The sequence below is a fragment of the Cribrihabitans neustonicus genome (genome assembly GCF_048820895.1).
GTDB lineage: Bacteria > Pseudomonadota > Alphaproteobacteria > Rhodobacterales > Rhodobacteraceae > Cribrihabitans_A > Cribrihabitans_A neustonicus.
In genome coordinates, this window is sequence record NZ_JBMERQ010000034.1 from 1 (window position 1) to 2521 (window position 2521).

General features: G+C 61.4%; 3 protein-coding genes. 2 read left to right on the forward strand and 1 reads right to left on the reverse strand.

The features are described from left to right. The first annotated feature begins 576 nt into the window (after window positions 1–576). Window positions 577–918: a YnfA family protein gene (locus ACOHWE_RS20085; protein WP_420668517.1), complete on the forward strand. Its 342-nt coding sequence runs from the start codon at window positions 577–579 to the stop codon at window positions 916–918. Between the two features lie 121 nt (window positions 919–1039). On the opposite strand, the gene ACOHWE_RS20090 is transcribed toward ACOHWE_RS20085, so the two are convergent. Continuing rightward, a complete protein-coding gene (locus ACOHWE_RS20090) occupies window positions 1040–1675 on the reverse strand; it encodes a class I SAM-dependent methyltransferase (RefSeq protein ID WP_420668518.1) in 636 nt (211 codons plus the stop codon). Window positions 1676–1886: 211 nt separating this feature from the next. Between ACOHWE_RS20090 and ACOHWE_RS20095 the strand changes: the two genes are divergently transcribed. Continuing rightward, the coding region (locus ACOHWE_RS20095) for a recombinase zinc beta ribbon domain-containing protein (RefSeq protein ID WP_420668519.1) at window positions 1887–2521 on the forward strand (635 nt) is incomplete at its 3' end.

Sequence of the window (2521 nt, forward strand, 5' to 3'; positions counted from 1 at the left end):
CGCCCTATGTGCTGCTGATGCTTGGTGGGCTGGTGCTGATGCTGCTGGTTCCGGGACTTGCTACGTGGCTGCCCTATGCCTCCGGGTTTGGCAGGTGAAATGCCGGCAGAAGGCCCCGAAGCCGTTTTGCGGGCTCGCCTGCTCCGACATGGGTCTGCACGGAAGAACGCAGTGCTGGATGGCCAGCAAGCGGCCGCCTTTGTGAAGTGCAATGCAGCGCTTTGTCAGGTTCGAGAGACGGCATTGAGCCGCTCGCTGCACATTGCAAAGTCCGCTTTCAGAGCGCTGCGGCACGGGGCGCGGCTCTCAGCATCAGCAATAGTGCCCGAGCCCGGCTAAAGGTCCGCTTTCGCTGGAATGGTTGGGGAGCTTCGCACTTGCAGCGTTCATAGCCAGGCGTACCAACTGAACGGCATGTTTGGGCTGGCTTGAGCCGATCACGATTGGCCTGGGACAAGCTTGCGCCGGTCTCTCGGCGCTGCACCGCCGCAAGGCGGCAGTGAGCCCTTCTACGACCTTGAGAGTTGAGGTCTATAGGTGCATCCGAGGTGTTTACGTGGACTGAGAGGTGAAATTTTGACATCCTTTGGCTGGTCTCTCGTGGCCTACGTCTTGGCCGCAATCGCGGAAATTGCAGGATGCTTCGCTTTCTGGGCGTGGCTGCGGCTGGACCGGTCAAATCTTTGGCTGTTCCCTGGCCTGGCATCCCTGGTGCTGTTCGCCTTCCTTCTCACGCGGGTCGATGTCAGTTTCGCCGGGCGCGCCTACGCAGCCTATGGCGGCATCTACATCGGCGCTTCTGTGGCCTGGCTCTGGATCGTCGAAGGGCAAGTTCCGACGCGATGGGATCTTCTTGGCGCGACCTTCTGCCTCGTCGGGATGGCGATCATCCTTCTCGCGCCGCTTCTGCAAAAGTAATCTTCGCTCGGCGTGATGCGTCTCTTGGCGGCATGAGCAACGAGCGTTCGACGCCATCGAGGTGTCGGAACGGCTTCGCAGGGCGTGTCACGCCTAGTGGCGTCACCGGTGCGTGATCGTGCTACTGCACTGGCTTTACCGAACCTCGCCGGAACAAGCTGAATTGGAAGGATTGGGTCGCACCGCTTGGCGTCCGGTGGATGTGATGTCGCTGGTCCACCAGACTGAATTCGTTTCCCAGACATTCCGCCAGCGTGTCCGGGCTGTATCGGACCACTGGCAGACCGCTGCATTTCTCGGGGCCGTCGAGAGCGAATGTCGCCAGCATCGCCCATCCTCCGGTCGGGACCGCAGCCTTCATGGCGGCAAGATAGGCCGCGCGATCCCGCGGATTGGTCAGAAAGTGAAACGTGGCCCGGTCGTGCCAAAGGGTGTAGTGTCGTTCGGGTTGCCATCCGGTGATGTCGGCAGCGATCCACTGGACTTGTTCGGCGGCGGCGCCGAGCCGCTTCCGTGAGACCTCTAACGCCCTCTCGGAGAGATCTAGGACGGTTAGGTCGGTGAAGCCGCGGTAGAGCAGAGCATCCACCAGGTTCGAGGCGCCGCCACCGATATCGACGACCACCGCCTTGCGGTTGACGCCAGCCCTCTCGATCATTTCGAGAGAGATGGTTGGGGCGTCCTGATACCAGCTGACCTCGGATTCATCCTTCGTCGCGTAGACGCGTTCCCAATGATCGTTCCTTCTGTCGGTCATTCCGTCCCCCGGTTTTCTCCGAGATTATATCAGCGGGCGCGCCCGATGCACCTGTCCAGTTCAGGTTCCGAACATGGTACCTTCAACGATCCAAACGAGATGATGCGCCCGCAGCGAAAGGCGGGAAGGTCCCGCACTGTGTGAATTCACCGGGTTCAGAAGCTCGCTGTCGCAGCGAACGGCAGGTCACAACCCGGACACCGGCAAACGCTTGTCACGCCTCAACCCGCCTGACGACTGGAAGATCGAAGAAGTCCCCCACCTTCGTATTCTGGATGACCAGCTCTGGCACACAGTGAAGACGCGCCAGGGAGAGGTGCGGCAGGCAATGAACCCGGCAGGCGTTCTGACGGAACGGCCCCAGCTGGAACGCGCGCGCCGGCCGACCTACCTTCTGTCCGGCCTCTTGCGCTGCGCATGCTGCGGCGCCAGCTACACGCTGATCAACAAGACCCGCTATGGCTGCGCTGGCGCGCGCAACAAGGGGGGCGCGATCAACCGCGCCACCATCGGTCGGGAAGAAGTGGAGGATCGGGTTCTCTCCGGACTGAAGCCGCGCCTTCTGGCTCCGGACCTTCTGGAGCAATTCGCCGAGGAATACCGTAAAGCCTTCAATGAAGCCGCTGCCGGAGGCAGCCAAGAGCGCCAGAAGGCGGTAGCCTCCCTGAAGAAGGTGGAGGGAAAGATCGCGGGCATTCTGACGGCCATTGAAGACGGAATGTACCATGCGTCATTGAAGGCCAAGATGTCGGAACTGGAAGCGAAGAAAGCCGGATTGGAGGCCATCATCAAGGAAAGCCCGCAGCCCCCTGCCCTGCGGCTGCATCCCAGCCTTTCGCAGCGCTA